This window comes from Dehalococcoidia bacterium, from assembly GCA_041649635.1.
Taxonomy (GTDB): Bacteria; Chloroflexota; Dehalococcoidia; order E44-bin15; family E44-bin15; genus JAYEHL01.
Genome location: JBAZMV010000006.1, coordinates 70,613 through 96,088, shown reverse-complemented (window position 1 = coordinate 96,088; position 25,476 = coordinate 70,613). Strand labels below are relative to the sequence as shown.

Sequence of the window (25,476 nt, the reverse complement as noted above, 5' to 3'; positions counted from 1 at the left end):
ATTTTTCGATATCGCACGGTATTGAGGTATTAGAAAATGGGCGTTATCAGGTGTCCCGAGTGCGGCAGCAGAACAACCTTGCGTACGTCAAAAATAAGCGATATCAAGTACTACGTCTGCATTAATTACCCCAAGTGCAAAGGCATGGTTCCCATCGAGGGCAGCGTGTACACCGAGATAGGCGGGGGAAGGTCTATGGGAAGACCCCGGATGGAGGACATGCGGCGGCAGAGGGATGAGCATGCTACCAAAGGCATGGTTCTGGCTGATGAACCCCCGACAAATATCTGGAACAAGGGTGACTACACATCAAGGGCCGCGTCTACTCCGTCTCAACGTAAAAAGACGCTTAATTTAGCGGCAGGAACCAGGAAAGGCGAATTTTCCAAGACCAGATGGCCGGGATCCGCCGAGGCCGCGGAATACAGGGCGCGGCGGCAGGGGGAGGGGGTTTCCCCTGACGCCGGGGCCGTACGCGCCATCAGTAATCCCGCAAAGGGCGAGCGCGGGTCGGCTCATGGGTCCGGTCGTTCCATGAGAAGAAGAGATGCTTCTGATTCGTCATGGGGTGACGATTGGGGCGACGATAGCTCTGCGTCGAAGGCTGTGTCTGAGAGGCCTGCCCGGCGAATAACAGAGGAACAAAAAGCTCATACTGTTGAAAGGAAACAGCCAGTTTCGCGGCGGGAAACGGTGCCTGCAAAAGGCGTCTCCGCTAGGAAAAAAGTAGCGCCGGAGCCTGTGAGGAAGAAAGCGCCGAAGGCCGCACCCGCTAAACCGCGGCGGCCGCAAGAGCCTGAGCTTGTGGATGATGAATTCAAGCAGATGGAATCGACGGAGGAAGCTGCAGACGCCGGCGGAAGGAAACGCTCTCCCCTTGTGATCATCATAGCCCTGGCCGTGGCCTTCCTGGCGATAGACGGGATAATCTATGCCGCGGTTCAATTGATAAGCGATTGAAAATGACAGCTGCTTCCCCGCCGCTGTCTTCTCATCAGGATTCCGCTGGGTTAGAATATAGCTCATGAATTACTTAGGTATTGATGTCGGCAGTTTGACCACCAAGGCCGTCGTTCTTAATGATGACGGCGGCTTCGCTTTTGGCGTTGCCGAGACGGGTGACGACGCGGAGCAGAGCGCGCGGGAGGCGGTTCGGCTGGCGTCGAACGGAAATATCGTCGACTTGACGAACGGCTGGCATATCGTTGCGACGGGCATGGGGGGCAAGTCGGTAAAGTTCAGCCCGCAGCACAAGGCGATAAACACCTGCATCGCCCGCGGCGTCCATCACCTCAACCCCTCGATTCGCACCGTCATTGATGTTGGCGGGGAGAGCAGCGCGGCGCTCAAATTGAATGCCAAGGGAAAGCTCAGCGCGTGGGAGAACCAGGACAAGTGCGCCTCGGGGACGGGGATATTTTTACAGCAGATGTCAAAGATAATGAGGATGTCGCTTGAGGAGATGTCGGAGATATCGTTCCAGGCCAAGGCGCGGGCGGAGATATCCAACACCTGCGCCGTCTTCGCCGAGTCGGAAGTGATATCGAACGTGCACCGCGTGCCGCCTACGCCCATGCCGGACATCGTCGCCGGTATTTTCGCCTCAATGTCCAGCCGCGTCATGGCCATGTGCAAGCGCGTCGGCATCGAGCAGAGGGTGGCCGTGGTGGGCGGGGTGGCCATGAACAAAGGATTCATCAACATACTGGAGCAGGACATGGGATTCAAGGTCTTCGTGCCGGAGTCACCCCAGATTGTAGCTGCGCTGGGCGCGGCCATAATCGCAAAAGAAAATGTCGATAAGGGGGCCGCGGCATGACCATAGTCGCCGGCATCGATATCGGCTCGCGCGCGGCCAAGGCGGTGCTGCTCAAGGATGGGCAGATCGTCTCTTCCACCATCGGCGATACGCTTCCCGACAGCGTGATGACATCGACCACGACGATGTCGAATCTGCTGGAAGGCACGGGGCTGAATGTCGAAAATATCGATTACATCGTCGCTACCGGCTACGGGCGCGTGCTCGTGCCGTTCGCGAAAGAAAATGTGTCAGAGATAAGCTGCCACGCGCGCGGCATCAACTTTTATTTCCCCTCGGTGCGCACCGTGCTGGATATGGGCGGGCAGGACTGCAAGGCCATCAGCGTGGACGGGCAGGGGCGTGTCACCAAGTTCGTCATGAACGACAAGTGCGCCGGTGGAACGGGCCGGTTTCTCGAGATGATCGCGGAAGTCCTGGGCGTTCCGCTGTCGGAGAGCGGCGCGCTGGCCACTCAGGCTAGAAATCCAGTTCCTTTCAATACGATATGCGCCGTTTTCGCCAAGACCGAGGCCCTGGCCTATCGCAGAAAGGGCGCGGAGAAGGGCGACATACTGGCCGGACTGAACGACGCTATCGCGCAGAGAAGCCTGGGGTTGCTGAAGCGCGTCGGCATACAAGCGGATTTTAGCATCACGGGCGGCATTGCCAAGAACAAGGGGATGGTCGCTAAATTGACGGAGAAGGTCGGCATGGAGCCGCTGCTGTGCCCGGACCCGCAGCTCGCGGGTGCGCTGGGCGCCGCGCTTTACGCCGAGGAACGGCTGAAAGGTGTCATTGCCGGCGGCGTCGAGATACAGTACGGGTACTCGGACGGCACGGGAGAATATTTCATTACGGTCGACACAGCAAAATGCGACGGCTGCGGGCTTTGCGTGGAGGCTTGCCCAGGTCGCGTTTTGACCATGATTAGCGAGGACGGCCGAGGTCCGTACGCCGCGGTCAAAGAGAATCTGCGCAAGAAGCTGTCATACGTGTGTCCCGGCATCGTGTCCTGCGCCGCGAAGGGCAGCAATTGTCGCGATGTCTGCAAGCACGATGCGATAAAGGTTAGCTGGTAGGGGGCACGGCGCGCCGTGACCGTACGGTGGAAGGGTGTCGAGATTTATTTTGTAGGGGCAGGTCTTGTACCTGCCCTCTGGAGGGCGACCACGAGGGTCGCCCCTACAAAAATCCCCCTGAATCCCCCTTTTCTAAAGGGGGACCAAGGGGAATCAGGCAGAGGAGGCTTTTGATGACCAATACCCCGAAGAAGCTGAGAGTCGCGATAGATGCCATGGGCGGCGACTTCGCCCCGGCCGAGATAGTGAAGGGTGCGATAATGGGCGCGCGCGAGTTCGATGCCGAGGTCATCCTGACTGGCACCGTCTCCGATATCGAGCGCGAGGTCGCTAAACACAACGTCGACGGCATCACCTGTCGCATCGTCGAGGCTACTGATGTCATCAAAGATGGTCAGGAAGCGGCCTACGAGGTCTTCAAAAAGCCCAACAACTCCATCTCCATCGCCGCGAAGCTGGTCAAGGACGGCGAGGCCGATGTCATGGTCAGCGCGGGCAATACCGGCGCGTGTATGGTGGCCGCCATGCAGCACCTGGGCGTGCTGCCCGGCCTGGACCGCCCCATGATCGGTGGAGCCTTCCTGGGGCTGGCGCCCGGGACCGTCCTGCTGGACATGGGCGCTGTCGTCGGCGCGCAGCCCTATCACATGGTCAACTTCGCCGTGGCCGGAGCCGTCTATTGCCGCAGCTTCATGGGCATCGAGAACCCCACCGTCGGGCTGCTCAACGTGGGCGCCGAGGAGGGCAAGGGCAATGAGATGACCAAGGCGGCCTATCCGCTGCTGAAGCAGAGCGGCCTCAATTTCATCGGCAACGTGGAGGGCATGGACATACCGCTGGGCAAGGCCAACGTCGTCGTCTGCGACGGCTTCGTCGGCAATATTCTGATCAAGTTCTGCGAGGGCATCGGGCGCACCGCGACCGCTTGGCTGGAGAAAGAGCTCAAGGACAGCGTCGACGGCGGCATATTGAAGACCACCAACGATAAGCTCTATAAGCTGCTGAGCCCGGCTACGGCCATGGGGGGCGGCCCGATGTGGGGGGTGGGCGGGGTAGCCTGCGTGGCGCACGGGGCGGCGGACGCGGCTCAGATCGTGGGCACTATGAAGCAGGCCAGGCAGACGCTTGAGAGCGACTTCGTCGGCAAGCTGAGAGCCGAGCTGGAGCGCATACAGGGGCTTGTTAACCGTCAGTGATTTTTAGATAATAGCGTGTAGTGAGTAGCGTGTAGGGGCGAGGTCGTCTCGCCCTTTTCTTGAATCCGAGGAGGATGCATGTCCACATTAGACCAGTTAAAGAAGATGATCGCTAAGGTTACGCACGGCACGGAGGGCGATATAGCATTGAACACGCCTTTAAAAGATATTAAGGCCGATTCACTCCACTGGGTTCAGATAATCATCGCCGTGGAGGGCGCATTCAACGTCGAGGTTGATGTGGACGCCATGAGGAATTTTGTTACCATAGGCGACTTTGTGCAGTACATCGAGAAGGCGGGGAAATAAGTTTCATCCTCGATGCCACTTTAATCGAGGTAGCCTCACAATATTCCCTCAGTAGCTTCGAGGCCTATAAGCTACTAATATAGAAGATTGAAGCTGTTCGCCATGGTATTAAATGTGCCCTGATATGTATTCCAGCATGTAACGTCGCATGAACCGACAATCAGCTACGCTGTTTGCTGGCTGATAAGAACACAGAACGTTTCCTGCACAGACTCTCCGTAATCGCCCACATAGGTATATATCACTCTTAACGCAGGTATGCCGTCTATAGTAAGGTTCTGTTTGGAAACGAGGTTGTATTCATTAAAGATTGCGATCATCGGTTCAATGACTTCGGTGAAATATATCTCAGCGCTGGTGTACCCTTCTTCATAAGAAGCCGTCACGGCGCCGAAAGGATACCACTCCGCGCATGTCGTGGGAGAGATGAAGAAGACTCCCGATGCGTCCTCATTCGGTTCCCAACCGTCGGGTACGGATATAGAGAAGCCGTTGATACTATCGGTATAAGTTGTAAATCCGGTCGTTGGCGTTCCCGACGAACCGCATGCGGCAGCGAACACAGCCACTATGCCTATCAACACAACCGCAGCTATTTGTGACAATTTCATAAATCCCCCTTGTAATGAGTACTGTGTGTATCGATTCGAAACATGCGTAACGGGAACACTTTAGATGCCGGCGATAGGGTATGCCAAGCCCAACATCTGACTGGGTATTTAACACATGGCGCTGAAGAACAAGACGCGGACAAAGCGCCGTTGCTAGAATTTCCCATGCGGAGTTTGACGAATTATTAATCAGCCCAGATAGTAAACCGCAATGCTAGCACGACAATCACAATAAGGATGCAGGCTCCAACAATCATCATCGTTGTCCGCGACATACCAGTCCTCCTATATATTAACACTGCAGGCGCAATCCTTATTGTCGGGTCGCGCCTTTTACAAAGGTTGTAATACTCTAATACTGAGGGCAAGTATTTGTCAAGCGTGTCATGGCTAGGCAGCGTCGTTTGTAAACTTTTTGTAGTTCGATTGACTTGAATATACTCGTATGCTATCATCCGTGAATATCCAAAGGCGAGACTAATGTCCAAAGAGAAAGCCCTGGCATGCATTCTAGTCGGCGCGGCGGTGGGTACTCTGGCAGGGCTCACCGGCATCGGAGGGGGAGTCTTCCTGGTGCCCCTGCTCGTCGCCGTGCTGTATGTCCCTCAATATGAAGCCCATGGCACATCTCTTGCCGTGATTTTCCCTATGGCTCTGGCCAGCGCCGTGATGTACGGCGTGAACGGCCACATCCAGTGGGATGTTTTTATGGCGCTGGCCGCCGGCGGTGTCGTGGGCGCTGTGCTGGGGGCCAGGCTGATGAAGCGCGTTCCGGAGAGGCGCCTGCAGTGGTTGTTCGGGCTGTTCATAATCTGTGTGGGATTCGTCATGGTTGTAACCCACCCTACGGTGGCCGAGACCCTTGTAGAGCGTGACCTGGGCGTAGCGGCGTATTTCGGGTTTATACTCGGCGGCCTTGTGGCCGGATTCCTGTCAGGGCTAATGGGGGTGGGCGGCGGCGTGGTGCTGATACCGGTGATGGTGCTTCTGATGGGGCTGGACCAGCATTCGGCGCAGGGGATATCGCTGGCGGCTATAGCGGTCATAGCGTTCTTTGGTGCCTTCACGCATCTAAAGCAGAAGACGGTCAGGAACGATATCGCGATGTATGTTGCTCCCAGCGCCGTGTGTTACGGACTGCTGGGCAGCTTTCTCGCGGACAGGATAGATGCCAATATACTGAGGGACATGGTTGGCGTTATAATAATCATTACGGGCGTACTGGCCGTGTTTAGAGACTGGCGTGCCGGAGGTTTTGCGTCGTGAGCAGTTTTACCGAGTTGAATGGAAAGATCGCAAAGTGCGATGCCTGCAGGCTGTGCAAGCAGCGCAAGCGCGCCGTGCCCGGCGAGGGGCGCGAGGATGCCGATATCATGTTTATCGGGGAGGCGCCCGGGTGGCACGAGGACCAGCAGGGGCGGCCTTTTGTGGGGCCGGCGGGGCAGTTCCTGGACGAGCTGCTGCAATCTATCGGATTGAAGAGAAGCGAGGTCTATATCGCCAACGTCGTTAAATGCCGCCCCCCGAGCAACCGCGACCCCCTGCCCGACGAGATCGAGTCTTGCCGCAAGTGGCTCGACCGGCAGATCGAGGTCATTAAACCGAAGGTGATCGTAACACTGGGACGGCATTCCATGGCCAGGTTTTTCCCGGGCGCTACAATAAGCAGGATCCACGGCACCTCTCGTCAGGGCGACGGAGTTACCTATTTCGCCATGTACCATCCGGCGGCGGCCCTGCATCAGGGAAGCTTGCGCAGGGTCATGATGGAGGATATGCTTAAGCTTCCGGCGTTGCTGGCGGATGGCGGGTCGGCCGGAGAGCAGCCGTTGCCGCAGAAAGAGAAGACAGAAAAGAAAACGGAGAATATCGAGAAGGTCGCAAAGGGAGAGAAGTCGGAACAGACGGAGCCCAAACAGCTATCGATGTTCTAGAGATTTTGTTATGGGAGAAGCGAAGGACAAAGGGTCGACGAAGCATCGGCAGGGGACGGGCCGCAGCGCCGTTTTCTATGTTGTGATAGTCCTGACCGTACTGGTTGCGGCGGCGGTGCTGCTGTTCTGTTTCTACAAGCCGGCGCGAAGCCCGTTCGTCGATACATTCGGATACGGGCTCATCCCGCTGGGCATCTTCATCCTCGCCGTTATGTGGTTCCTTTTCCGTCGCTGGATCCGCCAATTGTTCGAGAAGATGCACGTTCCCGCCTTCCTGCATGACATCAACGTCTGGCTCGGCATCATCTCTATGGTCTTTGCCGTCTTCGGCATACTGGCGTTCTTCGATATGGGCGGGAAGCTGGGCGACGTCATTATCACCGATTCGTTCATCGTCGGGTTCCTCATCGTTCTCGGGCTCATATTTCTCGGCATAATACTTATATGGCCGAGAAGGTGCTGGGCTCTGGTCGTGTACCTAGCCCGCTCGATCGCGAAAATCTATAAGCGTTATCCTCTCCACAGCTATCTGTGGCGCGCTCTGTGCCGGCCGTTCATCTATGTCAAAGAGCATCCCATAGAGCGTAAACCCAAGCCGATACAGGTCACGGCGGTTCGTACCGATATCGGCGTGCAGGAGACTGAAGTCGTACAGCCGAAAGAGAAGCCCGCGAAGAAAGAGAAGAAAATTCCGGCCCCGGTCGAAGACAAGACCGAAGCAGTTAATATTGTCGAGCCGGCGGTGCGTGCGGGAGGGGAGGAGAGCAGGTGGCAGCTTCCATCCCTGACGCTGCTCGAGCGGGAGCCCGAGGCGCAGAAGCCGGCGGTGGACACCGAGCGCGGGGCGCGCATCATAGAGGAGGCGCTGGCCAGCTACGGCGTTGAGGCCAAGGTGGTTGAGTCCAACGTGGGCCCGGCTGTGACGCAGTACGGCGTGGAGCCGGGGTGGGACCGCAAGTTCAAGGAGATAAAGGAAAAGGACAAGGACGGCAATATCACTATTCGACAGAAAGAGGTCTCCAAGACCAGGGTCAAGGTCGAGCGCATCGCCTCGCTGGCCAACGACCTGGCGCTGGCGCTGGAGTCGCCTTCCCTTAAGATAGAGGCGCCGATACCGGGCAAGGCCATGGTCGGCATCGAGGTGCCGAACCCCACGGCATCCACGGTGGCGCTGAGGAGCATAATAGAGACGGGCACTTTCCAGAAGGTAAAGGCCAAGACAAAACTGCCGCTGGCACTGGGCAAAGGCATGTCCGGGGAGAGCATCGTTGCGGACCTAACCAAGATGCCGCACCTGCTGATAGCCGGCGCCACCAACAGCGGCAAGAGCATCTGCATGAAATCCATCATCGCTACGATATTGATGTATGACAGCCCCGAGGAGGTGCGCTTCATCATGGTGGATCCGAAGCGGGTGGAGCTGGTGTCCTTCAATAATGTGCCGCACCTGCTGACCCCGGTGATAGTCGATCACGAGAAGGCTGTGGCCAGCCTTAGATGGCTGGTGCGTGAGATGGATGATCGCTACAAGAGGCTGGCCGCGGTCGGAGCCAGGGATATAGAGTCCTACAACAAGAGCCCGCGTGTCGATAAGCCGCTGGCGTATCTGATGCTCTTCATCGACGAGCTGGCCGAGCTTATGATGACAGCGCCCGATGACACGGAACGCATGCTGTGCCGTCTGGCGCAGCTGGCGCGGGCCACCGGCATCCATCTAATAGTAGCCACGCAGCGCCCCTCGGTCGATGTCGTGACTGGATTGATCAAGGCCAATTTCCCGGCGCGCATCAGCTTTGCCGTGGCCTCGCAGATCGATTCGCGCACCATCCTCGACACCGTAGGCGCGGAGAAGCTGCTGGGACGCGGCGACATGCTGTTCCTGCCGCCCGATGCGCCCAAGCCGAGGCGGCTTCAGGGCACATACGTATCGGAGGCCGAGATCGAAAAGCTCGTCAGCTTCTGGATAGGCCAGCACCCCAGGGAGGCCGGCGTGCAGCTGCTGCCGGATCTGGATACCCAAGCGGCCGCCGGCGACAGGGTCCCGGAGGACGCCTTACTGCAGCAGGCCATAGGTTTAACGGCTGGGCTGAACAACATATCAACATCATTCTTGCAGAGACGGCTGGGCGTGGGCTACCCGCGCGCCGCCAAGATAATGGATCTGCTTGAGGAGAAGGGCATTGTGGCCCCCGGCGAGCCGGGGAAATCGCGTCAGGTGCTGATGAAACAGGATATTAAGAAACAAACGGATGTTAAGAAGCAAGATGCCGCGGAGGGCGATGCGATATGATGAAGGGCTTCTTCGATAAGATTCTGCCGCGGCGGCCGGAGCGTCTAGAGCACGGCGCCTTCGATAAGATGAACACCTGCCTGTACTGCGGCGGGAACCTTCTATCGAACGACACGTTCGAGCGCTTCCGAATATGTCCCGAGTGCGGCTACCACTATCAGATATCGGCCTACGACCGTATCGCGCTCATAGCGGACAATGAGAGCTTTATCGAGATGAACAGGTCGCTGGCCTCGCTCGATCCGCTGTCCTTCTCGGGCGAGACGTCGTATAAGAAGCGCGTCTTCGAGGCGCAGAAGAGGACCGGCTTGCCCGAGGCCGTGGTCACCGGTGTGTGCCAGATAGAGGGCACCTGGACTGTTATGGTGGTGCTGGACTTCAGCTTCCTGGGCGGAGGCATGGGTTGTGTGGTGGGCGAGAAGGTGGCGCTGGCCTTTGAGCATGCCCTTAAGAAACGGCTGCCGCTTGTGGCCGTAGTGTCGAGTGGAGGCGCGCGAGTGCAGGAGGGCGTGCTGGCGCTGATGCAGATGGCCAAGACGGCGGCTGCGGCCAAACAGTTCATCGATACGAACCTGCCCTTTATATCGGTTCTCACCAATCCCACCACTGGCGAGGTTTATTCCAGCTTCGCCAATCTGGCCGATATCATCGTTGCCGAACCCGGGGCGCTCATAGGCTTCGCTCCCATGAGGCTGGTGGCGGAGATGGAGGGAGGAACACTGCCTCCCGATACGCATACGGCTGAAGCTCATCTGAAACACGGGTTGATCGACCTGATCGTGGAACGCCCAAGGCTGCGCGAGCTGCTGGCCGTGCTGCTGGACCAGCTTTTATCTCAGTATCGAATATCGATCAAGAGAAGGTTCGGGCCATATCCGCCGATAAAGACGCACAGGGAATCGGCGTGGAAGAGCGTCCAGCTTGCCAGGCACGAGGACCGGCCCACGTCGCTGGATTACATCGGCAGGATATGTTCCAGCTTCATCGAGTTGCACGGGGACCGCTGCTTCGGCGATGACGAGTCGGTGGTCTGCGGGCTGGCGGATATCGGCGGCGGAACCGTCGTTGTTATCGCTCAGGAGCGCGGACACGGGGACATGGGCAAGAAGGGCTGGATATATCCTGAGGGCTTCCGCAAGGCGCAGCGAGCCATGAAACTGGCGGCCAAGTTCATGCTGCCCGTGGTGACATTTATCGATACCCCGGGCGCCTACCCCGGCCTGAACTCCGAGGAACGGGGGGTGGGCAACGCCATTGCACAGTGCCTGGCCCAGATGTCGGATCTGCCCGTGCCTATAGTGGCCGTGATCATAGGTGAGGGCGGCAGCGACGGCGCGCTGGCCTTCGGTGTCGCCGACCGCATACTGATGCTGGAGAACGCCATCTTTTCGGTGATACCGCCGGAGAGGGCCGCCAGCCTTCTCTACCGGGATTCCAGCAAGGCGGAGGAGGTCGCCACGGCACTGAAGCTGACGGCGAAGGACTGCTCTGACCTCGGCGTGATTGATGTGATTGTGCCGGAACCCAAGGGTGGGGCTCACGTCTCGCCCGATGAGGCGGCGCGCCAACTGAAGAAATACATATTGAACGAGATGGTTCAGTTGCAGGGGACTTTCTGGAGCCGGCTGACCAAGAACAGGTATGAAAAGTATCGCGGCATGGGAAGATATAACTCGCGGTTGAGGGTTGCTTTCTCCAAGGAGAGGGCACAGCTTTCCGAGTATATTTCACTGAAGGTGGATGAGCTCAAGGAGCGCAGGGCTTCTCGTTCGGATGGCGGTGAACTAAAGGAAGGGGCTCAATCGCCTGACGAAGAAGGAAAGCATAAAGAGCCGCCCGAGAGCAAATAGAATCGATTCATTCCGCTTTTTTCCGCAGCCGTTTTAGCACTGCGTCGCGGTAAACTTTACCCAGCGTCCTGCCGTGCTGCGGCATCCGTTCCCGCTTCTTCCTCAGTTTTTTCTCGCGGCGCTCCTGTCTGGTCTCTATATTGTCGCTCATTACTTGTGAACCTTTTATTGATATTATCAAAGATGACTTCTTAACATGGAGACTACGTCTTTAAAGAGATTACATGCTGCTGGACAATAAGGATCTACAGTTATGCAGAGACGCTCTTCTGGCCCTATAGGCACAGGCTCGTCCAGAGGGTATGTTTTGCAAATAGAAGGGCGATCTTCGTAAATTGTGCAAGTAGGCTTCTTGTGCTCATTATAGAACGGGCAAGGTAGTTTCAATGCAAGAGTACCGTCATTCCTAGTTAATAACATTTGTCTAAGAACTTTAGCTTTTCGATATCGCTTCAACCTATTTAATTCCCTTGAGGTAATAGCTATCCCCTTCTCGTGCAGTATAATACCATTGCAGCATTGGCCACATCTTAGACACATGAAGTGTTTTCGAAATATTTGCATACCTTTTTCAGAAAATGGTAAAAATGTTACTAACGCCAAGCTTTTTTCCCTCATTTCGTTTATGAAGGATTCAGCTTTTGCTTCTGTCATGGAGTACAAATCGATTTCTACGAGACTCATTCCATGGCCCTCCGCATCTCGATGATACGGTCCCTTAGCAGCGCCGCCTTCTCGAATTCGAGGTTCTTTGCCGCCTGTTTCATCTGCGATTCCAGGTCTTTGATCAGGCGGAGCTGCTCGTCTTTGGGGAGCGCGCTGACCTGGTAAGGGGCGCGGGTCTCGGCTACGGCGGCGATGCGGTCGCTGATATCCTTGATCGCTTTCTTGATGCCCTGCGGCGTGATGCCGTTGGCCTCGTTGTACGCAACCTGAAGCGTTCTCCTGCGCTGCACCTCGTCCATGGCCGCCTGCATGGATCCGGTGATTGTGTCCGCGTACATGATGACGTTGCCTTCGATATGGCGCGCGGCGCGGCCCATGGTCTGTATCAGCGAGTCGCGCGACCGTAAAAAGCCTTCGTTATCGGCATCCAGTATCGCCACCAGGCTGACCTCGGGCAGGTCGAGCCCTTCCCGTAAAAGATTGATTCCGACAACCACGTCGTAAATTCCAAGCCGCAGGTCGCGCAGGATGTCGATTCGTTCCAGCGTATCGATCTCCGAGTGCAGGTAGTGCGTCTTTATCCCCATCTCCTTCAGGTATTCCGCAAGCTGCTCGGCCATGCGCTTGGTCATGGTAGTCACCAGGCAGCGCTCCCCGCGCTTGACGCGAATCCTTATCTGCTCCATCAGGTCGTCGATTTGATTTTTCGTCGGCTTGACCTCTATCGACGGCTCCAGCAGGCCGGTGGGCCTTATCAGTTGCTCGGCGATACGCCGGCTGTGCTCGTATTCGTACGGCCCCGGCGTTGCGGAGGCGTATATAACCTGATTAACGTGTTCCTCGAACTCCTCGAAGTTCAGAGGGCGGTTGTCCAGCGCCGAGGGGAGGCGGAACCCGTAGTCGACGAGCGTCTGCTTGCGCGACCTGTCGCCGTGATACATGCCGCGTATCTGCGGCAGTGTCATGTGCGACTCGTCGATAATGAGCAGATAATCGTTGGGAAAGTAGTCGATCAGAGTCCATGGCGGGCTGCCCGGCGCCCGCCGCAGCAGGTGCCGCGAGTAATTCTCTATACCGGTGCAGTAGCCGACCTCGCCCATCATCTCGAGGTCGTAGTTTGTCCTGGATTCCAGCCTGGCCGCTTCCAGGAACTTGCCCTGCTCCTTTAGCCCGGCCAGCCGCTCCTTCAGCTCCGCGCGAATATCGTCCATCGCCGCATTCATCTTGTCCGGGGATAGAACGAAGTGCTTGGCGGGGTAGATATCGACTTCTTCGCGCTCGGCCAGCAGTTCGCCGGTCAGCGGGTCCACCTCAACCAATCGCTCGATGGTATCGCCGAAGAACTCCACCCGTACCGCCAGCTCCTCGTAGGCCGGCTGCACCTCCAGCGTATCGCCGCGCAGGCGGAAGCGGCCTCTGGTGAAGTCGATATCGTTGCGCTCGTACTGCATGGCGACCAGCTTGCGGGATACCGTCTCCGGCTTTATCGTTTGCCCTTTCTTCAAGCTCAGCACAAAGCTTTTGTATTCCTCCGGCGAGCCCAGGCCGTAGATGCAGGACACGGAGGCTACGATGACGACATCGCGCCGGCTCAAAAGCGCCCTGGTCGAGGCGTGGCGCAGCTTGTCGATCTCCTCGTTGATGTCGGTCTCTTTTTCTATATACGTGTCGGTCTGCGGGACGTAGGCCTCTGGCTGGTAGTAATCATAGTAGCTGACGAAGTATTCCACGGCGTTATCCGGGAAGAACTCCCTAAGTTCGCTAGCGAGTTGCGCGGCCAGGGTTTTGTTATGTGACATGATTAGTGTGGGGCGCTGCACCCGCTCGATGATGTTGGCCATGGTGAATGTCTTGCCGCTGCCGGTGACACCGAGCAACGTCTGGTGCTTGAGTCCGCGCGCGAGTCCGTCGGCCAGCTTCTCTATAGCCTGAGGCTGGTCCCCTGTGGGCTTGAAGTCTGATACTATTCTGAAATCCGGCATTCTCGCAGCTCGAACGTTCCATAGAAGAGATCAAATTCAATAAATTCGACCGATTACAGTTTAAGTCGTTATGATGGTATTTGTCCAACGCATTTATTCGATAGCACGTAGAAGTAACGAAATCAAATCCTCGAATATCTAATATACGCGTATTGAGTTTATATCTGCGGTCGGTATATAATACAATTCCTGTGATTTAGTCGCATTTTTTGAAAATTATATTAGCAAGCCTTGACAAATTCTGCTATGATGTGGTAGAAAGTGTGAATTGCGTTTGTAAGAGGCGGGTATGAAAGATAGAAGAATGAAGGCCTTAGGTTTATTCGCGGCTCTGTCGTTAGTAGTATGTTTAATTGCCTCCGGCATCGTCTCTGACGCAAACTCTTCTTATGCCGCAACTAGCTCTCTCAAGTGGACCCAGATATCCATCCCGGATGAAGATGATATGCAACTGTATCCCGGTTATGATATCGGCCCCATGGCGGTCTCCCCGGATGGCTCTACTGTTTTCGCTGCCGTACAAAATGAGCTTGTCTTGACCGACTGGGCTCTTATGAAATCTACGAATGGCGGGTTTGGCTGGCAGGAAACGGGACTTGCCGGTGCCATGGCCGCAATAGCCGACACCAGTGACATAGTGGCTGTGGTGCTCTCTCCTTCTTGGAATACAGACAGCACGATATTTGCTGCCACAGAAAAGAATGCTTACTATTCTGAAGATCGCGGCACTTCTTTTGACAATCTGGCAGAAGTTCCCGGGACAGGCGGCGCTGCCGTTATCACGTCTTTAGCCTTGGGGCGGGAGAACGGTAATGTTGTTGTCGCGGTGGGAACGTCGGATGGCGCATTGGGTGGGGACGTGTACATCCTCGATATGGCTGTATGGAACGTCCAGACCATTGGTGCGTATGATGTTCTGGCGGTGGGATTGTCTCCAAGTTATGCGTCGGACAGCGCGATTATTGCGGTAGTTACGGATGCTTCGCAGACGCGGGTGCGCACCAAACTCGGCATCGCAGCCTGGGATGCTGCTGTTAGAGATGCGACTTTCAAGGATCAGGACGGTCTTGATTTTGTATCATACAGGGCCAGCATCGGTTTTCCCAGCGATTATATAGCGGCGAGTGGCAGTAGCAGCATTAGGGTTTTTGTGGGTTTGTCCGCAGTCGGACCGCGAGGAGACGTCTTCAGTATTCAATGGGCGGGTTGGCCGGCGATACCTACAGTTGCTGATTGCCAGGTAAGGGGTTACGAAAATCCTCCTACTAATACGATACCTACCGAAACCAATATATGGAGCATGGCCGTATCTGGTAGCGGTGCGAGTGTAGTTATTATTGCGGGGACTGAGGCTGCGGATCCGGCTGCCATACCGTCACCTCCCGGGCAGTTTATTACCTATGTAAGTCCTGATGGTGGAGCGACTTGGTCTCCCTCTCAATCTGATTATTTATCTTGTAAACAGCCAACAGGAGAAGATAGAGCCACAGCGGTCATGACGTCTTCCGTAGCATATGTGGGTACGTTCGGCAGCCAGAGTGCTGTTTCTAGTGCCAGTGCTTCAGGTACGGGCGGGGGGTTTTCATCTTGGAATCAGCGTGGTCTTGTAGATGTAGTTATAGGTGAAATAACCGATATGAGTCCATCCGAAGGATATTTTGCGGATGGAACAATATATATTACTACATTAAATGCCAGTGACGCCAGTCTTTGGCGTACGCAGACTGAGGGCAGGACGTGGGAGCGCGTTTATTGCTCGACACTGACCGGGACTCCTGCAACATGTGTCTTCGATACAGTGAGGCTTGTCGGAAACATACTTGTCTTGGCTGAGAGTAACAACACAGGTATAGTGCCGTCCTTTGACGGCTGCGTTACTTTTGGGGCTACTCGCTATACTTCGCAGCCGGTGACTGCTTTTGTGATAGAGAGTGAAGAAATTTATTATGCCGGTGATGCCAGTGGTGGTGTGTGGGGAAGCACCGATGCTGGTGTAACCTGGGCAACTTCTTCTGACAGCGACATTCCGACGACCGATATGATTATTGATCTTGTTCTTATGGAGGATGGGGAGATATACGCTGGAACCAATAACGGCGGGGTTTACAAGGCTGGCTCTAGTCTCGCTTTTGAAAGGGTGGGGCCGGATACCCCGGGCGCAACCCCGGATATAGTGCACGTGGCGCCGGACCCCTATGACAGGAACTATGTCTACGTAGGAATACAGGGCGGCGCTGCCACCCAGGGTATCTGGCGTTTCGATCAAAGCGATGATGAGGCGGAATGGGAGCGGATTAAGGATGGTGTAGATATATCCTCGATAGTTTGTGAAGAGCAGGACGGGATCCTATATGCGATAAGTTCAAGCACCGGTATCGGATTGCGCTCCGTAGATCCAACAACGACGAAGAGCGCACCTGAATTTCAGGATATTAACAATGGGTTAGAGGTCGGCGATTCGGTTTTACGCGGGCTGAAGCTGATTCCCAATCCCACCTTCCTGTTTGCCATAGGCGGCGCGTCATATACACAGCTGTGGATCACCAGCGATGAGATGGTCAGGATGAAGCTGCTGGCGCCGGAGGATGGCTCCGAGTCTGGCATCATCTTGGAAGACGAGGTATTCCTGGGCAGGGCTATGGTAAGGCTCGAGTGGAAGGAGATCGAGGGAGCGAAGACATATGAGGTGCAGCTCGCTTTCGATGAGGACTTTATCAGTCCCGTTGATGACAGCTATTACGACGGCGGAACTCACGAGAGTACGGGACTGCTCAAGATGGTATATCCGTGGCTGGGGACGAAATATTACTGGAGGGTGCGTGTTATCGACCCATATATGAGCCAGTGGTCTGAGCCATGGAGTTTTATCACTCCCCTGGGACCGGCGCTCTCCATGCCCGTATTGCTCAGTCCTGAACCCGGCAGCGAGGGTGTTAGCCTCAGGCCGCTTCTGCAGTGGAGCAGTTCCGTGGCCGCTACCGGTTACGAGCTGATATTGACCAAGAATTGTGATTGGAGTAATCCTGTACTTAATCTTTACGGGGACAACGCAGTCAACGAAACGGCATACCAAGTGACGTTTGACCTGGCTAAGAATACGAACTACTGCTGGAAGGTGCGTGGGGTCAACGACATAACCAATTCCCCGTGGAGCGATTCGCTCTCATTCACCACCGGTTCTACGGTCGTGACAGAGAACGAAGGCTTGCCGATATGGGTATGGGTTATCATTGCGCTGGGGTCTATCCTGATGCTGGCTATAATAGTTTTGATAGTACATTCCAGAAGCGGCTGACAGCGACTTTCCAAAATGATTTAATACATCAATTTTGATGTGGCGTATGAAGAGCCCCCGATGAACTGGGGGCTTCTTTTTTAACAGGCGCAACTTTCACTGTTGTTCAATTACGGGTGAATTTTCCTCTCAGGTCGTAGGGCATTGCGTCTGTGATTTTGACTCGTACCATCTGTCCAGTATCCGCCTCCCCTTCGGTAATAACCAGCCCGTCGACCTCGGGCGCGTCGCGGTAGGATCGGCCCACGGTGATGCCGTTATCACAGCCCTCCACCAGCACATCGAGCGTCCGTCCCACGAATGTCCGGTTTACCTGCAAGGACATGTCCTGCTGCAGCGACATCAGCCTATCCAGGCGCTCCGTCTTAACCTCTTCCGGTATGGGGTCTCCCAGTGACTCGGCGGGGGTGCCCGGCTCAAAGGAGAACTTGAAGGCTCCGAGTCGGTCGAAGCGCATCTCCCGTACAAAGTCGAGTAGCGTACGGAACTCTTCCTCAGTCTCTCCGGGGTATCCGACAAGAAACGTCGTGCGTACCGCCAGCCCCGGCATCGCTTCTCTCATCCTGGCGAGTGTCTTGCGCACATTGTCGATATTAGATGGCCGCTTCATACGCCGCAACGTCCTCGGGTCGGCGTGCTGCAGCGGCAGATCGATATATGGCAGAATCTGTTTGCGCCCGGCCATGATATCGATGAGGCGATCGCTGATACGGCCGGGGTATGCGTACATGATGCGGATCCAGTCGATATCGGGAACGGCGTCGATTAGTTTCTCCAACAATACAGTCAAACCGTCCTTCATACCGAGGTCGTGTCCGTAATCGGTGGTGTCCTGTGCGATCAGAACCAGCTCGCGCACGCCCCTGTCGCGCAGGATGCGGGCGTCGTTCAGTATCGCATCTATCGGACGGCTTACGGGCGGCCCCTTGATGAGGGGGATGGCGCAGAAGGAGCACGGCCTGCGGCAGCCGTCCGCTATCTTGAGATAAGCGCTGCCGCCGGAGGCGCTTGCACGAACCGTATCGCGCTCGTCACGGCCAATCGTCGCAGTTGCCGGCAGGTGGCATACGGGTTCGATGGAGCCTCTCTCTCTCAGTCGATCTACTACCTGGACGATGTCCATCCAGCGCCGCGTGCCGAGTATGCCGTCGACGCCGGGCACCTGCTTAGCCACCTCCTCGCCGTAGCGCTGTGTCAGACAGCCCGCCGCGATGAGCAGCTGGCCGTCGCGCTTTTTCGAGGCCAGGCCGCACAACGTGTTGATAGATTCTTCTTTTGCCGGGCCGATGAATCCGCAGGTGTTGACGATGATGATTCCGGCCCGCCCCGGCTGCCCGACGCGTTTATGCCCGGCGCGGACCAGAAGCTGTGCCATCGATTCCGAGTCGACGGTATTTTTGGCGCAGCCGAGCGAGACTATGTGAAATGCTTTTCGCGGCATAATTGTCGACGCTTCATTCTACGTGTCGAACCATTCGGAATAGCTCGTATCCACGGCATAGCCGTTGTCCACTATCTGCACTATTAACCTCGTATATTCGGCTTTAGGCGTGTTCAACTGCATGGTGATGGTGACGCTCTGGTCGATCCCGAGGTCGAAGAGATCGCTCTCCTCGGCGTTCCAGACCATGCCGCTGCCCGCGTCGAAGGCCGCGTATATGTAAACGTCAGTGGCCGCGGCAGTGCCGAGGTTCTCTATCGTTATAGTGAGACTCGTTTTGCCGAACGATGAACTTTGTGCGCTCCAGTCCTGGGAGAGTATAGGCACCGGTGCGATGTCATAAATGTTATTGGCATTTAGCCCCTCGTATTCCGGCGGCAGCTCTCCTATCTCCCAGCCGGAGCCGGTGGTCTCAAGGTAGTAATAGTTCCCGTCGCTGCGAGGCCAGTAGGTTCCCGAAACCCCCTCACCGCCGAGGACGCCCACGGCCATATGATTCGGCAGAGATATGAGCACGGTCCCGTAACCCATATGGTGAAGGATGGCCGCCATCAGTATTGAGGTATCCTCGCAGTCACTGCCGTTATCGGCGAGCGTCTCGATTGGGTAGCGCGGATACTCGTCATAGGCAGTGGTTACGTCGTCCGTAGCATATGGCAGGCCCTGCACGAAGGACACGGCGAAGTTAACGGTCTCCCAAGCGTCGTACCCCGCACTGGCGGCAACCTCTTCTATTTTATCGACAAGCGTGTCAATGTAATCGTCGTCGGCCGGGTGTGTAACGTAAATCGAATAGTCCTGGGTCGTGGCACGCGGCCTTTCCGCGTAGTAGTCGTATAGGCTCTGCGGTATCGCCAGTGTCCACTGCCAGGTCTGTTTATCGTAGCTCCATTCGTATTGCCTGTTGATCGTGTCCGGCGAATAGGTAGGCTCCGCGATTATCTGAACGGGTTCCGATGTCGACGTTGAATTTGGTAGTAGCGCGCATGAGACGGTCGAGGTAAGCGATACCGCCAGTATTAAGATTATCACCGGTATAGCTAACTTCATCCTGCTCCTCTTGATATTAATGGCCCCTTTTTATAAGTATCGATATATCAAATTTCTATTCTACTATCACCGTGATATCGAAGGTTTCGGCAGGATCGGCATCCGGCATCCAGGGCTGGATGTATCTCATCGATATCGCGGCGGTGCCGGCAGCGAGCGCCTCGAATGTCCAGACTTCCTCGCCGGGGGCTCCTACCACGGGAGGGTCGCTCTGCTCCGGCGCTACGTATTCGTCGCTTACATACCGGATAATAGCGGCGTCGCTTATCTCTGAGAGATTCCATGAGTAGCCGGTCGTCGCGTTGGAGTCCAGCGTTACGATAAGAAGGTCGCCGACCGCGAGCGTCTTCTCACCGCCGGAATCGGAGTCGTCTACGTTTACTCCTGTGACCGTAGGTGTTGGCGTGGTCGAAGGTGACTCGCTTTCGCCGCTACACGCGACGCTCGTGACGAGAGTTAATCCCAGTACGACCGCGGCTAATATTTTCAAAGCTTTCATGGTTGCCTCCTCGTCTTTCTCGCGATATTCATGAGTTCTCTATTCAACTATTACAATGATTTCGAAAATGTTCACCGGCTCCGGCTCCGACGCCCTGAATTCCTGCATCGATATCGTGGCCGTGCCCGCCGCCAGGGCTTCGAAGTACCATGTCGATATAGGAAGGCCGCCTGCAGGCGCCTCGTAGGTGTTCCGCACCTTGTGTATGACGTTCGTGTCGCTTATCGCCGAGAGGTTCCACGTATAGCCGGCCGGACCATTAGAATTCAGCGTTACGATGAGCTGTTTTCCCGCGGCCAGAGCGACCTGGTTGCCGTTATAAGAGGCGTCTATATATAATTCATTAGCCGCCGCCGTTGGTGTAACTGTCGGCGTCGGCGTCGGCTGCGGCTCGGTCGAAGCGCTCTTGCAGCTACAGGCTGCGCCCGCCAGAAGAATCGCCAGAAGAATCGCTGCCGCCGCCTTTGTCATATTCATATATTTCTCCCTTAAAGATGCGGATATATGGATTTTAGAGCTAAGGGGTAGGTGTGTCAAACAGCAGCGGTTATCACAGCTTGGAACCGCAGTTGATGCATTTCCAGTTGCGGGTGCTTTCCGGCTCCGGGTTCAGCTTGCCGCAGTAGTGGCATTTCCTGGTGGGCAGCGGGCTCACCTTCTTGGACATAACCTCTCTGATAACCACCTGCCATCGCGGTGATTCGATAAGGCTGCTTCTTGATTCTTTGTCCAGCTGTTCGTACTGTTCGCACTTCTCCAGATCGTATCTGTCCGACCGGCATTCAGTGGGATGCGTGTAAAACTTCCTGCACCAGGAGCAGTCCTCGCGCAGGAAAAATCTCAATAATTCGTCCGGGGTGTAGCTGTGCGATGTGCGCGGCCTTATCCCCGACTCTATCTTGCCTCGCGTATCAGCGCTTGGCGGCGCGGATGTTTTGAGCCTTTGAGCGAGGCGCTCCTGCTTCGCCGCGCTTCCGGCCTGCCATCCCTTGTGTGTGGCCACAGCGGGGCGTACATTGGGATTGTTAGCCTGGGCCGGCGCTTTTCGTGCCGGCGGCTGTTTTGTTTTCTTCTTCTTAAACCAACTCATGAATATACCTGCAAAACAGTGACTACTCGCGAATCTGCATACCTGCGTTCTTATAAAAGATTACACCTCGCGGAGGAATGTGTCCATAGCGGCTTCGTGTTCGATGAGAAGTCGATACCATCGCCGGAATTACTTACCATGACAGGAACCTTGTGACCCCGTCGAGTCGTCAGAGGGCTTAATGGCTGCTGAAAAAATCCTTATAGATACGGTAATGACTGGTGTCCCGGTAGGAGATGAGTTCGATTGGAATTTTGTCAAAGCTGTATATTGCCGCCTGCTTACAGGACATGATTATCGGCGAGTGTGTGGAAATAAAGAACTGAGCTATACCCGCCTCGCCCATCTCGGTGATGACCTTCACGAACTCCACCTGGCTGGCCGGCGACAGGGCGGCCTCGGGCTCGTCGAGGAAATGTATACCCTTTATCTTAAAACGCGCCTTAAAATAGGATAAGCATGATTGCCCGTGGGACTGTATCAACAAGGATTTGCCTCCGAAATAATCAAGCAGCCCCGGGCTTGACTCGGCCCATTCATCGACAAGCTGGGAAAAGTGGCGGAACAGCTCGGGAGAAAAGAACGACCCCGGCACTGAATCGTCGAGCCATTCTATATCCAGGGCGCTATCCAGCATATTTTCATAGGGGTTGTTGGTGCATCTTCGTCGATACTCGCCTTCCCACATATAGATGTTGCACTTACGGCATAATGCCGTGAGAAGGGTCGATTTTCCCGTGCCGTTCTCCCCGGCGAAGATGGTTACCGGGGTGTTGAATTCAAGAGAAGAAGTGCGCTGGAATATTTCAAGATTGAACGGATAGGCCTCTCTTGTCGGGAACCGGTTATGATCAATGGTCGCTTTCTTCAAAAACACAGATTAACTCCTGTCGTCGCCGTCGATATCGTTCTGCCGCTATTCTCCGGTATCGATCTCCTCCGCGATGGCGATGCGCTCGACCTTGAGCGGCACATAGAATACCTTGCCCGCCTCGATGAGGTCTCGCAGCTTCTTCTCATCCTCGCTCAGGCGCGATTTGCCGGACTTGACCTCGATGAAGTCGACGCCTTCGTCGTATTTCACGCCGACAAAATCGATGGGCGAGCCCATGTAAAAGAGGCGGTCGTACTTGGTCATCTCCAGCGCGGCCATGAGCTCGTTGAGCTTGCCGGAGCGCTTGCTGGTGCTGGCGATGATAGACTGCACCACGTCGCGCGGGATGCCTTCGAGCAGATCGCGTATCTCTTTGACCGACGACTGTGAGGCGAGGGCATAGAGCAGCTTTTGCTCCATGCCTTTTATGTCGGGCGTCTCAGCTTGCCGGGGGCGCCGCACCAGAGCGATGATTACGATGATTAAAGCTATGATGACTATGGAGAATACAGCATAGGCAACAGCATCCATATCACACCTCTTAATATTTGGGAGTTGTCGCTGCGTTCAACACCCTGTATCCCCCAGTCTTGGGGGAATTTTTAAAAATAGGGGACACCCCTATTACCCCGTCAGAAGATTTTTCTCCTGAACCTCTTTACTTCGGTCTGTAAGGAAATTAATACCATAACAATCAATCGTGTGGCGACGTTCTTGTAATAAGTTTTAGAAAGGTGCAGTTATTTCTTTTCCCAGACCTTGACCTCGCCGTCGTGGACAGCGTAGCATGTGCCGCCGGAGATCCTTTCGCCGGGCGCTTTCCCGCGGGAAAGTCTATGCTTTAATCTCAGCACACAACGTTCGGTGGCCGCCAGCACTCCGAGGTCGATGAGCTTTTCGCCCAGCTTATCGAATGGCGCGGGCACGTCGCGGCACCGCGAGTATGTGCGAACCAGCGGCTCGAAGCGGTCCTTCATCGCCCGCACCTGGTCGGTTGATATGCAGGGCTGCTCCAGCACGCTGTCCTCGTAGTAGCTGTCGATGAACTTATCGGTCAGCAGCCCCTCCTGCTTGCAGCGCTCGAAAGCCCCGGTGCCGGGATAGGGATAGAATATCGAGACGTGGACGACCCTGGGCTTGACCGCGGCGTTCATCTTGACCGTGTCCAGTATCTGTTTCCTGGTCTCGTGGGGCAGGCCGACCATGTTGTAGCTCAGCGTCTTGATATCCACCTCGTCGCAGCAGCGGAAGGCGTCGCGGATGCGCTGGTTGGGCATGTGTCGGTCCAGGATGTCGCGGCGTATCTTCTCATTGCCGCTCTCGATTCCGAAACGTATAAGCGCGCATCCGGCGGACTTGGCCATGACGGCTATGTCTTTATCCATAAGGTTCGGATGACAATTCATCTCGAACGGTTTCCTGATGCGGCGGCTGTATTGCTTTGTGAACTCGGCGAACCAGTCCTTCTTCATCGGCAGCAGGTCGTCGTGGAATACATGGTACTCGATCTGAGGGAAATCCTTCGTGACCCGTTCCACTTCCTCGATGAGGTTGTCCACGCTGCGGAAGCGGATGTATTTCTCTCCCCCGTACATGCGCTTCATGGCCGGGCTGCAGCAGTAGGCGCAATTGAATGGGCAGCCGCGCGAGGCCATAAAGACGCCGCGCTTCATGAAGTTCAGGTCGAAGCTGTCGGCGAAGGGCATCACCTCGCGATCGGGGAAGGGCAGCGTGTCCAGGTCGTCGATGAGCGGGCGCAGCGGGTTGCGTACGATATCGCCGCCGCGCTTGAGCCATAAGTTCGGTATGTCGGATATGTCGCCGCCGCTTTGCATGCGGTCGCACAGATCAAGTAGAACGCCCTCGCCCTCGCCGATACCGACCATATCCACGCCGTCGATCTTGATTACCTCCTCCGGATAGAGCATGGGATGGGCCCCGCCGCAGATTACCCTGGCGTCGCTGTGCTGTTTGGTGAGCGCGGCCAGCGGTGCGAGATGAGGGAAGGCGTTCGTTATCAGCGAAAATGCCGCGATATCGGGGCGGTTCTTCTTGAGGAATTCAACGTATTTCTCATCCGGGGTGTCGCCCAGCAGGTGGAAGAACTGACACTCGTGACCGCCTTGTTTGAGGTAGGCGATAAGAGAAGCTATTCCGACGTGGAACGGCCCCATGTGCTGGTAGCTCGGATCGATGTAGACAAAAGCGATTTTCATATAAAATCTTTAAGACCTTTGCTTAAGGCTTGGTCAACCCCCTGTATCCCCCAGTCATGGGGGAAGTTTAAAAAAATTGGGGGACACCCCTAAAACCCCGTCAGGAGAAGAATCTCCTGTACCTCTCTTCATAATTGTCGACGTTCAGTGCCGTCGATTATCCAAACCCCCTAACCCCCAATCTTGGGGGAGTTTAAAAAAGATAGGGGACACCCCCAAAACCCTGGCCCCGATTTATCGGGGCACCTCTTTCAAATTTCCTCTCCCTTGAGGGGAGAGGGCTAGGTGAGTGTGAAATCACCTCTAATCTGGTGGGCATAGCCCACACTACATTATAGCTTCTTTTGTCCGCGCACGAGGAACTCGAAGGCGAAGTGTTTGAAGAGCCACGGCATGGCGCGTCCCTTCCAATTCCAGATGCGTGCTGCGAGCTTCGGCGTTCCCGGCGGCGCGTGGGTAAAGGCCTCCGTATGAATATCGTCGACACCTTTAGTCTTTAATATCTTAACGATGTCCCGGCTCGACAGGTGGTGCTCGTACGGCGTGGGCACGGCGAACCCTTTCGGCAGGCGCGAGCGCGGCAGGGTGACTAACTTGTTCGGCTCGACCAGGACTATGTGACCGCCCTTCCTGCATACTCGTATCATCGATTGCAGCGGTTCGTCGATAGGCTGTGAGTGGTGCAGTGAGCCTTTGGAGAATACTACATCGAAAGAATCCTCGCGGAAGGGCAGTTGGCGTATGTCGCCGCAGACGCAGGTTTTGGCTCCCCAGTTCATCAGGTCCTGCATCGACTCGTTGACTATATCGAGGTTAACCATGAGAGCGCCTTCGTTCTGAAGCGGCAGGGAAACCAGTCTGTCGTTACCGCTGCCTACGTAAAGCAGCTTCTTGCCAGAGACGCCTCCGCAAATATCCCTCACCCGTCGGCACAGGTCGCTCGCGCCCTTCTCGGCGTATGCAATGAATATCTCCGCCGCCACGGCGTTGGTGAAGATAGACTCTTTGCCAACGTCGTACAGGTGGTGCTCCCACATGAGCCGGTCGGTCTCGAGGTTCGCCGGATCGGTGGGGCGCTCTCCCGCCCGTGTCGCCGTCATCAGCCTGCCGGTGTATTCTTCCTTAGATTCAAGCGACTTCGCCAGTCCGGACGGCAGCATCTGCGGCACGTTGTTAATTATCGGAAACGTTGCTTTGCACGCAGCGCAGACCAGTCGCTCGCCGGAATCGAACGCAAGATCACTGGAGCCGCAATCGGGGCAGGCTAAAAGGGAAAGAAGGTTATCGTCCATC

23 protein-coding genes are annotated in these 25,476 nt (G+C 55.8%); 10 read left to right on the top strand and 13 right to left on the bottom strand.

Features of this window, described 5'->3' with window-relative positions; all coding sequences use genetic code 11:
- Positions 1–36 precede the first annotated feature (36 nt).
- The 5 genes from WC562_09005 (at position 37) to WC562_08985 (ending at position 4,385) form a co-directional block, all read left to right on the top strand.
- Positions 37–960, top strand: a complete 924-nt coding sequence (locus WC562_09005; GenBank protein ID MFA5056284.1) for a hypothetical protein — start codon at positions 37–39, stop codon at positions 958–960.
- Positions 961–1,024: 64 nt separating this feature from the next.
- Positions 1,025–1,819 carry an acyl-CoA dehydratase activase gene (locus WC562_09000; protein MFA5056283.1) on the top strand — a complete coding sequence of 265 codons (795 nt, stop codon included), beginning with the start codon at positions 1,025–1,027 and terminating at the stop codon, positions 1,817–1,819.
- The gene (locus WC562_08995; protein MFA5056282.1) at positions 1,816–2,880 is read left to right on the top strand and encodes an acyl-CoA dehydratase activase; all 1,065 of its coding nucleotides are present in this window, start codon (positions 1,816–1,818) and stop codon (positions 2,878–2,880) included. Before WC562_09000 ends, WC562_08995 begins: the two co-directional genes overlap by 4 nt.
- A 173-nt stretch (positions 2,881–3,053) precedes the next feature.
- A complete protein-coding gene (gene plsX / locus WC562_08990; protein MFA5056281.1) occupies positions 3,054–4,076 on the top strand; it encodes a phosphate acyltransferase PlsX in 1,023 nt (340 codons plus the stop codon).
- 78 nt (positions 4,077–4,154) lie between these two features.
- Positions 4,155–4,385: a phosphopantetheine-binding protein gene (locus tag WC562_08985; GenBank protein ID MFA5056280.1), complete on the top strand. Its 231-nt coding sequence runs from the start codon at positions 4,155–4,157 to the stop codon at positions 4,383–4,385.
- Between the two features lie 164 nt (positions 4,386–4,549).
- Here the strand turns inward: WC562_08985 and WC562_08980 are convergent, their stop codons facing one another.
- Positions 4,550–4,996 (bottom strand): PsbP-related protein, encoded by a 447-nt coding sequence (locus tag WC562_08980; protein ID MFA5056279.1) that lies wholly within the window; start codon positions 4,994–4,996, stop codon positions 4,550–4,552.
- A 480-nt stretch (positions 4,997–5,476) separates the two neighbouring features.
- Here WC562_08980 and WC562_08975 point away from each other — a divergent pair, with 480 nt between their 5' ends.
- From WC562_08975 to WC562_08960, 4 genes are read left to right on the top strand one after another with little or no spacing between them, the layout of a single operon-like run.
- Positions 5,477–6,262: a sulfite exporter TauE/SafE family protein gene (locus WC562_08975; protein MFA5056278.1), complete on the top strand. Its 786-nt coding sequence runs from the start codon at positions 5,477–5,479 to the stop codon at positions 6,260–6,262.
- Positions 6,259–6,930: a uracil-DNA glycosylase gene (locus tag WC562_08970; GenBank protein ID MFA5056277.1), complete on the top strand. Its 672-nt coding sequence runs from the start codon at positions 6,259–6,261 to the stop codon at positions 6,928–6,930. Before WC562_08975 ends, WC562_08970 begins: the two co-directional genes overlap by 4 nt.
- 10 nt (positions 6,931–6,940) lie before the next feature.
- Entirely contained in the window at positions 6,941–9,220 is a 2,280-nt protein-coding gene (locus WC562_08965) for a DNA translocase FtsK (GenBank protein ID MFA5056276.1), read from the top strand.
- Complete coding sequence (locus WC562_08960) at positions 9,217–11,070, top strand: acetyl-CoA carboxylase carboxyltransferase subunit alpha/beta (GenBank protein ID MFA5056275.1); 1,854 nt, start codon at positions 9,217–9,219, stop codon at positions 11,068–11,070. Before WC562_08965 ends, WC562_08960 begins: the two co-directional genes overlap by 4 nt.
- 7 nt (positions 11,071–11,077) lie before the next feature.
- Here WC562_08960 and WC562_08955 read toward each other — a convergent pair whose 3' ends face one another.
- The 3 genes from WC562_08955 to uvrB are packed head-to-tail and all read right to left on the bottom strand — an operon-like array spanning position 11,078 to position 13,718.
- Positions 11,078–11,221 (bottom strand): hypothetical protein, encoded by a 144-nt coding sequence (locus WC562_08955; protein MFA5056274.1) that lies wholly within the window; start codon positions 11,219–11,221, stop codon positions 11,078–11,080.
- A 26-nt stretch (positions 11,222–11,247) separates the two neighbouring features.
- The gene (locus WC562_08950) at positions 11,248–11,754 is read right to left on the bottom strand and encodes a YkgJ family cysteine cluster protein (GenBank protein MFA5056273.1); all 507 of its coding nucleotides are present in this window, start codon (positions 11,752–11,754) and stop codon (positions 11,248–11,250) included.
- Positions 11,751–13,718, bottom strand: coding sequence for an excinuclease ABC subunit UvrB (gene uvrB, locus WC562_08945; protein MFA5056272.1), 1,968 nt, complete (start codon positions 13,716–13,718; stop codon positions 11,751–11,753). The genes WC562_08950 and uvrB overlap by 4 nt, the downstream gene beginning before the upstream one ends.
- Before the next feature lie 289 nt (positions 13,719–14,007).
- On the opposite strand from uvrB, the gene WC562_08940 reads away from it, so the two are divergent.
- Positions 14,008–17,013, top strand: coding sequence for a hypothetical protein (locus WC562_08940; GenBank protein MFA5056271.1), 3,006 nt, complete (start codon positions 14,008–14,010; stop codon positions 17,011–17,013).
- 106 nt (positions 17,014–17,119) lie between these two features.
- On the opposite strand, the gene rimO is transcribed toward WC562_08940, so the two are convergent.
- The 9 genes from rimO to WC562_08895 form a co-directional block, all read right to left on the bottom strand.
- A complete protein-coding gene (gene rimO / locus WC562_08935) occupies positions 17,120–18,454 on the bottom strand; it encodes a 30S ribosomal protein S12 methylthiotransferase RimO (protein ID MFA5056270.1) in 1,335 nt (444 codons plus the stop codon).
- Between the two features lie 18 nt (positions 18,455–18,472).
- Complete coding sequence (locus WC562_08930; GenBank protein ID MFA5056269.1) at positions 18,473–19,504, bottom strand: hypothetical protein; 1,032 nt, start codon at positions 19,502–19,504, stop codon at positions 18,473–18,475.
- Between the two features lie 55 nt (positions 19,505–19,559).
- The gene (locus tag WC562_08925; GenBank protein MFA5056268.1) at positions 19,560–20,003 is read right to left on the bottom strand and encodes a protease inhibitor I42 family protein; all 444 of its coding nucleotides are present in this window, start codon (positions 20,001–20,003) and stop codon (positions 19,560–19,562) included.
- Between the two features lie 39 nt (positions 20,004–20,042).
- Entirely contained in the window at positions 20,043–20,480 is a 438-nt protein-coding gene (locus WC562_08920) for a protease inhibitor I42 family protein (protein MFA5056267.1), read from the bottom strand.
- Between the two features lie 73 nt (positions 20,481–20,553).
- The gene (locus tag WC562_08915; protein MFA5056266.1) at positions 20,554–21,093 is read right to left on the bottom strand and encodes a hypothetical protein; all 540 of its coding nucleotides are present in this window, start codon (positions 21,091–21,093) and stop codon (positions 20,554–20,556) included.
- Between the two features lie 178 nt (positions 21,094–21,271).
- Entirely contained in the window at positions 21,272–21,970 is a 699-nt protein-coding gene (locus WC562_08910; protein ID MFA5056265.1) for an AAA family ATPase, read from the bottom strand.
- 39 nt (positions 21,971–22,009) lie between these two features.
- Positions 22,010–22,498 carry a Holliday junction resolvase-like protein gene (locus WC562_08905; GenBank protein ID MFA5056264.1) on the bottom strand — a complete coding sequence of 163 codons (489 nt, stop codon included), beginning with the start codon at positions 22,496–22,498 and terminating at the stop codon, positions 22,010–22,012.
- A gap of 209 nt (positions 22,499–22,707) precedes the next feature.
- Complete coding sequence (locus WC562_08900; protein ID MFA5056263.1) at positions 22,708–24,183, bottom strand: radical SAM protein; 1,476 nt, start codon at positions 24,181–24,183, stop codon at positions 22,708–22,710.
- Between the two features lie 332 nt (positions 24,184–24,515).
- Complete coding sequence (locus tag WC562_08895; GenBank protein MFA5056262.1) at positions 24,516–25,475, bottom strand: methyltransferase domain-containing protein; 960 nt, start codon at positions 25,473–25,475, stop codon at positions 24,516–24,518.
- Position 25,476: the final 1 nt, after the last annotated feature.